This is a genomic window from Desulfobulbaceae bacterium, assembly GCA_015231515.1.
In the GTDB taxonomy this organism is placed as follows: domain Bacteria; phylum Desulfobacterota; class Desulfobulbia; order Desulfobulbales; family VMSU01; genus JADGBM01.
In genome coordinates this window covers 1-7543 of record JADGBM010000128.1, presented here as the reverse complement: position 1 = coordinate 7543, position 7543 = coordinate 1, and the positions used below count along the sequence as shown (strand labels likewise).

General features: G+C 39.7%; 9 protein-coding genes. 1 reads left to right on the top strand and 8 read right to left on the bottom strand.

Features of this window, described 5'->3' with window-relative positions:
* Positions 1-84 (top strand): PEP-CTERM sorting domain-containing protein (locus tag HQK80_14270; GenBank protein ID MBF0223363.1); only part of this gene is annotated, 84 nt, incomplete at its 5' end.
* 147 nt (positions 85-231) lie between these two features.
* Here the strand turns inward: HQK80_14270 and prsK are convergent.
* The 8 genes from prsK to HQK80_14230 all read right to left on the bottom strand — a co-directional run.
* Positions 232-2172 (bottom strand): PEP-CTERM system histidine kinase PrsK, encoded by a 1941-nt coding sequence (prsK, locus tag HQK80_14265; protein ID MBF0223362.1) that lies wholly within the window; start codon positions 2170-2172, stop codon positions 232-234.
* A gap of 658 nt (positions 2173-2830) precedes the next feature.
* A complete protein-coding gene (locus HQK80_14260) occupies positions 2831-3511 on the bottom strand; it encodes a hypothetical protein (protein MBF0223361.1) in 681 nt (226 codons plus the stop codon).
* Between the two features lie 246 nt (positions 3512-3757).
* Complete coding sequence (arfB, locus tag HQK80_14255; protein MBF0223360.1) at positions 3758-4177, bottom strand: aminoacyl-tRNA hydrolase; 420 nt, start codon at positions 4175-4177, stop codon at positions 3758-3760.
* Positions 4170-4514: a hypothetical protein gene (locus HQK80_14250; GenBank protein MBF0223359.1), complete on the bottom strand. Its 345-nt coding sequence runs from the start codon at positions 4512-4514 to the stop codon at positions 4170-4172. The genes arfB and HQK80_14250 overlap by 8 nt, the downstream gene beginning before the upstream one ends.
* Positions 4515-4523: 9 nt before the next feature.
* Positions 4524-4976, bottom strand: a complete 453-nt coding sequence (locus HQK80_14245) for a polymer-forming cytoskeletal protein (protein ID MBF0223358.1) — start codon at positions 4974-4976, stop codon at positions 4524-4526.
* A gap of 55 nt (positions 4977-5031) precedes the next feature.
* A complete protein-coding gene (locus HQK80_14240) occupies positions 5032-5958 on the bottom strand; it encodes a M23 family metallopeptidase (GenBank protein ID MBF0223357.1) in 927 nt (308 codons plus the stop codon).
* A gap of 173 nt (positions 5959-6131) precedes the next feature.
* Entirely contained in the window at positions 6132-6659 is a 528-nt protein-coding gene (locus HQK80_14235) for a DUF721 domain-containing protein (protein ID MBF0223356.1), read from the bottom strand.
* Between the two features lie 20 nt (positions 6660-6679).
* Positions 6680-7543 (bottom strand): IMP cyclohydrolase (locus HQK80_14230; protein ID MBF0223355.1); only part of this gene is annotated, 864 nt, incomplete at its 5' end.

Sequence of the window (7543 nt, the reverse complement as noted above, 5' to 3'; positions counted from 1 at the left end):
GAGCCAGGAACAATGTTACTTTTAGGTACTGGACTTGCTGGTTTGGTTGCTGCACGTAGAAGAAAAACAGCCAATAAAGCATAAGTATGTTGATATAGATTAACGTTTGCCGCTGGTTATTAAGTTAACCAGCGGCTTTTTTTTGTATGAAATGATTGATAAAGCTTCAATAATAAGACGTTGATCCAACGTTAAAACTGTCAGAATTCTTTACAGTTGAAATGAGTGTTTTTATTCCGAAAACATAATTGTGAAGATCGCCCCACCTTTTTCTTTGTTGTCAGCTCTTATATCTCCACTAAGTTGTTTGACCATTTGCTTAACTTGCCATAATCCAATACCACTACCTCCTGATTTGTTTGAGACATAGGGGTCAAATAATCGGTTAGGCAGCAATTCCTTGTTAATGCCCTTGCCATTATCGCTAATAAGGATGGTTACTTGCCGGATTACATTTGTTCGTGTGACAGTAATCATAACTTTAGTTGCTTCAGCCTCAAAGGCATTTAGAAGAATATTTTCCAGAATATTTCCTAATTTGGTCTGATTCGTTTTTAGGTAGATTGCTTCAGAACAATCACATTCAATAGTGATTTTTGAAAATTTTATGGCAATCTTATGGCAAAATTGTTCAATGAAGAAACCAAGGTCAATAATGTTCAGTTCTGGTTTTTGTCCTTCCTTAAGAGTTGCAATTTTAGTTTGAACCTTATTCATTCTTTTTAATGCATCATCTATTGTTTCCAGCATATCTTTTTGGAACTCAGGATTTGCGATATGTTCTGCCGCATTTGACTGTACGAGGGAGAGCATTGCTGCAGCATTTTTAATATCGTGGAGTACAAAGGCAGATAAAGTGTCAATTGCCTCTTTCTCTCGGGCCATAGCAAGTTTTTCGGCCATGCGTACACTCAGCACGGCAGAAGCTGCCTGTGTACTGAGGGCTAAAAGTAGATCAAAATCATCTTGTCCGTAGCGTCCGCCAGTATATTCTGGGCCAAGACCAATTAATCCCACCATTTTTTTTCCGATTGTCATTGGGAAAAATAGCTCAAGGCGGCAATTGTTAAGAAAATGTTTTTTTTGATTCAGAGTTTGTCTAAATGAAGGATTCTTGCTGGAATCTTTAGTGTAGAGGAAATTATTTTCTTTTAAAAATGAAAGTAATGGATCATCACTCTGTAGAGTGAGTAGAGCATTGCATTGTTGGGATTCATCTGTTGAAATTGGTTTGTAGCCATTCTCACTATCTCCTAGCCAGATTATTATTTCATTTGTGTAAAGACAGTCTGTTAAGATCTGCGTAAGCGCTTTAACGACACCAAGTTCAGAAAATTCTTCCTTGAGTAGAGAAGAGAAAGCAAGCCATTCGTCCCTGTATTCGTATTTATTGTTATAAAAATTGGTGCTTACAAAATATTTAACTTTTTTTCTGACATCGTCAGAAAAAATAAGGGAAAGACAAACGACTAACCCACTGATGAGTGTAAACCAGAAAAGAACAAAATGAATTTCGTAGCCATAATGTTTGGTAATAAAGGCGAGTCCGCCAAGGCATGTAAGATATAGTGCAAGCAAGGTGGGGGCAATAAATGAGTATACAACCTGGCGTGCGATGAAAATTTTTCTGTTAAGCAGTCGATGTCTGGCGAGTGCATAAGAGATCATTCCCGCAGAGAGTAGTAGCAGTGATGCCAGTAGTATCAAGTGTTGTTCTTTGATTATTGGATACATTAGACGGTACGAAAAGGCCCAGCCTAGAGAACCACAAGTCAGGAAAATACCCAGAATAAAGAATTTATATTGCCAGCGTTGATTTGATGTAAGAGTGCGCCAGAATGTTTCTGCATTCCAAGCAGTATTCAGAACTGCAATGAGGCAGAAAACGGCGCCATAATGAAATAGATTTGAGATTACTACGTTTGAACTAGTAACTTTCGATGGTAGCGAGATAAAGAAGACAGCAGCCAGGCACATTATAAGCAGCCCAGAACCCGCAGCAGTTAAACGTTGCCGGGTACTTTCTTCTCTTTGGGACGATGTGTGATTAAGGCGTTTTACGGCAATAAAAAAGATATAACAAAAAATAAACTCTGATAGCACTATGTGAGGAAACAACCTCGGTGAAAGTTGGCTGGAAAAGAAAAGATACCCTCCAGCTAAGACTGGCATTGCCAGTAATAGTGCAAGAGTTGAGTATGAAAATCTACGGGGTTGTTTGGCCAGTAGGTTTGTAGAAATTGCCAGGCAAAGAATCAGAAAATTTATTAATATCCAGTTATTCAAGATTTAATTTTTGTGTTTATCTGTGGTGCCACAGTTGTTAAATGTCGTTAAATCAGTGTCGTTATATCTTGAAAAATTATGTTTAACTATAATTGATCACAAGTCTGAGTAAATAAAAAATAAGGTGTTTTCGAGTCGAAGGGTGTCTGTGCTGCTGGTTTACCCGATCCACAAGCTTTTGTTGAAATAGGCTGAGTCAGGGCTGGAAGGTACAGTTGAAGAATCGTATCATACTTTTACTGAAAATCGATTTGTTTTTTCTTGTGTAGGAGAGTTCTTTGGTTTTTCATCTGTTGATGAGATTCCTGGAGCTGTTCTGTCGGAGTGAAGTTTGAAGTCACTGTAAAGTTTCTGTCCGCAGGTTGTGCAGGCCATAAGCATGCCACCTATATTCCCTGGGATCCTTAACTGTTGACCACATTGTGGGCAGTCTATTATAAGTGATTCTGACATGAATTCTACTTTCGAAAGAAGTTGAATGGTGACTTTCAGTTTATATTAGTACCATCGGATTAGATTACTCAAAAGTTGACGGTTTTAACGGTTATTTCTGGGTGAAATTTAAAATGTGTTTACCTGCGTCAACCGGCATAACCCCAAGCGAATCTGCTATTTCACTCCAGCTTTTCCCTCCTTGCTCGTGCTGCAATTCGAGTTCCTCTGTAGACCTGCCGCTGATAGAAGAAAGAATGAAAAGTAATGCGAGTTCTTTCTCTGTAAGGCCCTTATCTCTTAGTTGATTAACTGTCTCTGGTGGAATTAAAAAAAAGGAGCTGATGATTTCGTTTGCAGCATTTATTGCAACTTCGGAGGGCACAGTGCCCGCCCTTAAAGCTTGTAAGGTATGAGATGGTTGCAGATTGGATATCATTGGGTCTGCTGTCACATCTTGCCAGGTTTTTTTTTGATTTTTTAGATCAAGAATTTTTTCAAGGGGGATTACTGACAATTTTGATAGAGATAGGGCAATTATGAGATCATCTTGACCGATAGAACCTTGCATCTTCAGTAAGACTATCTGTTTTTTTGAGATACCAAAGTACTTTGATAAAAGGCTGTTAAACGTTGTTGCCAGTATATAGTCATCTGCTGCAAATTTAGCCAGAGGATTATAGGTCCTGTCCTTGAAGCAATGACAACCTTTGACAGATTCTGCTGCTAAACCCGACGAAGAAAATACAGCGATAGTAAACAGTAGTAGGTATAACACCAAAGTTTTATGCATTATTAGGGCTCCGGTCGTATTTTGTCACGAAAATTTGGTTTGTAGCAGTGAATAGGACAAACTCCGGCTTATCTGTTTTAGTACAATTGTTTTTCATTCCTTTTGACTCTATCTACTTCGCCAGGAATTAGCTTTGACCTAAGTCAATTATAAGCGGTAAATTCGGAAGTTGCCAATTTGTCAAGATGGTCCATCATTTCGGCCGGGCTGAGTCATATAATGTTAGGGCATTAGATCTCTTTATCGTTATTCGGAATTTATGATTTTACCTCGCAGCGTTTTAATCAACCCTCGTCTTGTTTTTGTATTAACCCTTTTTCTTTGAGAAGCTGTAGTTGGCTTTGATGCTCTTCGAGTTTTTTTAATTACTGTTGCATTACGGATAACTTGTTGTAGTCGTTGCAGCGCATCTTCTTTGTTTTTTTCCTGGGTACGGAATTGTTGAGCTTTAATTATAATTATTCCGTCGGCTGTAATACGAGAGTCAGCGAAGTGGAGTAACCTTGTTTTGTAAAACTCAGGCAAGGAAGAGCTTTTGATATTAAATCGAAGGTGTATTGCTGTAGAAACCTTATTGACATTTTGACCGCCTGCTCCTTGGGAGCGGGTCGCGGTCAAAATGATTTCATCAGTAGGTATCGAAATATATGGAGAAATTTTAAGCATGGTTGTCGTAGCTGTCTTGAACCATTGCAGAGGCGTTTAACAGGTATTTTTTGCTTTCTTTCATGTTACCTAATTCATAAAAGCATTTACCGAGTTTGATTGCTCTGTCTGTGTTTGCAGGGGAAACATCGACGGCTTTTTTTAAGGCCATATCGTATTGGCCAAACTCCTCAAGGATTTGGCCAATATAATAGTAAGGAGTTGATCGTTTGCTGTTATAGGCACTGGCCTCTTGAAAGGAGGCTAAAGCCTCACTTTTGTTGCCCTTACGCAGTTTTAATTTTGCATCATAAAGTGAATTGTAATAAAGGTCTGGATTATATCGATTGTTGAGCAATGTTTTCTGCTACTGAGAACTGGCTTTTGATAGCGGTTTAGTAGTAATTTTTTCATTATTTGACGGTAGAACGTTTTTGACAAGTCGCAGATCCTTTTCATCGACTTTGACTTCACCATTTATTGAAGCACCTTTCTCAACAGTAAGGTTAACTGTCGAAACATTGCCTTCAATGCGGCATCCTTTAATAACGTTCATATTCCTTGAATTGATATTCCCGTTTACTGTACCCTGCAGGGAGCATGTTTCGGACTCAATATCACCGGTGACAACACCGGTCTCACCGAGGATAAGGTATTCACCCTTAATATTTCCCTTTACTTGACCGTCGAGACGAAGTTTACCGGTAAAGTTGACATCTCCGACGACATTCATGCCATTGCCTATAATACTACTGATGGCGATGTTTTCTGAACTGTTTTCCTGACTTTGCTCAGAGGGATTCTTTTTAAAAAAACTCATAGGTATTCCTCGCAAGATTCATGATATTCGATTTGTTGAAGCGACCAATGATTTATTATGCATTAGGTATTTTACGTGCAATTCGGACGTAATTAATAGGATTTACTGATTGGCCGCGATAGATTATCTCGTAGTGAAGATGCGGTCCAGTGCTTCTTCCGGTATTACCAACTAAACCAACCGTTTGTCCTCGTTTAACTTTATCTCCGCGCGAAACAAGGCTCTTCTGCATGTGGAAATATCGTGTTTTGAAATGCTCAGAATGCTCAATTACAAGGTAGTTGCCCTCACCTTTTGTATACCCTTTTTCTATAACAATACCATCGGCGGTTGTAACTATTTTGGCACCGAGTCTTTCTCGGATGTCAATGCCGGCATGAAAGGCACCTTGGTTGTTGATCGGATCAATTCGTCGACCATATTCAGAGGTAATTTCTCCCCATACCGGCGGGCCCAAGGGGAGTGTTTTTATAGTCTCAAGGTAGTGATCTATTGTAAATGTCAGATCGTCCAGCGAGTCTTCCGACAGAGGAACAAAAGGACCACCACTATTGGAGGTTTCTTTTGGTTCTTTTACTTTAATTCCAACTGTTTTAAGAATGGACTCAATAACTTTACTTCGGCTTTTAAGCTCTGTGAGGGCATTGTTGAGAAGGGTTTCTTTCTCTTCATTTTTATCGAGTAGATTGTCTAGCGTTGATTGGAGCTGACGTTCTTTCTCTGCGACTTGTTTAGTTATTCGGTTCTCAAACTGCTCGTTCCAGGCTTTGGCAGATTGAAGTTCGTCTTGGGTAGTAGCAAGTGTCGATTTGAGGAGGATATTTTCAGTTGTAAACTTGATGCCAAGAGCCCCAAAAAGGAATAGCACTATCATTAGACTGGTTGAAAAGAAGATCAATGCCCTTATTTTCTTTTTTGAAATGGCATATGATTTTGTCTGCTTTCTTTCACCTGAAAGGACAATATATAAGTTGTTTTCCATGTCTACCTGAAATGTTGATGTGAGTAATATTGGCGGTTTAGTTGCGTACGTTTCTCTCTAACTCCATCGGACACCTTACGCTTTAGGTAAAGCAAAAAAGATACCAATACCACACAATACTCTGATTATGCAAAACTGACGGTGGTTAAGTCAATGAAAAAACGAAATTTATTTTAATTATGGTCTGTTTTTATCTTTCTCTGCTCTATGGCAATCCATAAACTTTTTAAACTTTTTTCAATATTTTCGTCATTAATACTTTTTACTGTAGATTCAAATGATTTAAGTCGAGACTCATCAATAGTTTTTGATTCCAGCTCTTGTGCCTGGGTAGTTTGATTTTGCTTTGCAAGGCTGAAGCTGGGGTCGAGTTTAAACTTGATATCGTTAATTTGGGGGATTGAATTTGTTCCTTCCCGACTTTTTTTGCTAAGCCTGCTAAGCTCACTATTAATTTGTTCAATTATTGTTTGTTTTTCAAACTGTAATTGTTGCATCCAAACTGAGTCTGATACCTTTACCCATAGGGTATTATCTCGAATAATATCTGGTTGCGCGTGGCTGGCTAATTCTCCTAAGACTATATCCCAAAACAAAAAGACCTGGTGAATCTCCATGCGATCCTGCCAGTTTTTTTCATGAAATACTGATTGCAGAAGCGATCCCAGGTCTTTTGCTGAATCATTATCTTGTGTTACCACGATACTTTAAAGAACTCTTCCTAGTGTTTGAATGAGCGTTGGCCGGTAAATTTCATTGCTACCTGAGGGGTAGCAGCGTTACAGGCTTCAATTGTTTCAAAGTCACGAAGAGAGCCGCCGGCTTGCAGTATGGCGGAAACCCCTTGGTTGATTCCAACATCGGCCCCGTCACGGAATGGGAAGAAGGCATCGGAAATCATAACTGAACCAGGAAGGCCTGCCTTATCGGCAATGGCTTGCTGGTCAATTGCTTCTTTGTCTGACTTGTTCCTCTTGCCTTGCTGTATTTCTAAGGTCATATCGCCGTAGGGGATTCCATATTTGTCAAAGCAAAGGATGTCAGAGTACTTAACGTATGCTTTGTTGACAGCAATCTCTGCAACGCCAACACGATCCTGTTCACCGGTACCGATGCCGACAGTGCAGCCGTTCTTGACATAAATTACAGAGTTAGACGTAACGCCGTGCTCAACAGCCCAGCCAAAAAGCATGTCGTCAATCTCTCTTTGATCGGGCTCCCTTACTGTTTTGTACTCAGTGCCTTTGAAAGTACTTACAGCAGGTTTAAGATCTTTAACGGTGCGTATAGAGTTAACAGCCGATTGTTGAACAATGATACCGCCATCGATTAAGCTCTTGAAGTCAACGAAACGGAACTTTTCGAAATCGGTGAGGCGGTCAATGCGGCTGATTTTTATAACGCGTAAATTTTTTCGACTTTGCAGGATTTCTAAGGCACCTTCTTCGAAGTCTGGAGCTGCGACAACTTCTAAATAATTGTGGCTGATCGCTTCGGCGGTGGCTTTGTCACAGGCGCGATTTAAAATAACACAGCCGCCGAAAGCAGCAATTCTGTCAGCTCTGTTGGCTTTGTTGTAAGCCTG

Coding starts and splice junctions, on each gene's coding strand:
- HQK80_14260 (MBF0223361.1), bottom strand. CDS start 3,511: ATGCATAAAACTTTGGTGTTATACCTACTACTGTTTACTATCGCTGTA.
- HQK80_14245 (MBF0223358.1), bottom strand. CDS start 4,976: ATGAGTTTTTTTAAAAAGAATCCCTCTGAGCAAAGTCAGGAAAACAGT.
- arfB (MBF0223360.1), bottom strand. CDS start 4,177: ATGCTTAAAATTTCTCCATATATTTCGATACCTACTGATGAAATCATT.
- prsK (MBF0223362.1), bottom strand. CDS start 2,172: ATGCCAGTCTTAGCTGGAGGGTATCTTTTCTTTTCCAGCCAACTTTCA.
- HQK80_14240 (MBF0223357.1), bottom strand. CDS start 5,958: ATGGAAAACAACTTATATATTGTCCTTTCAGGTGAAAGAAAGCAGACA.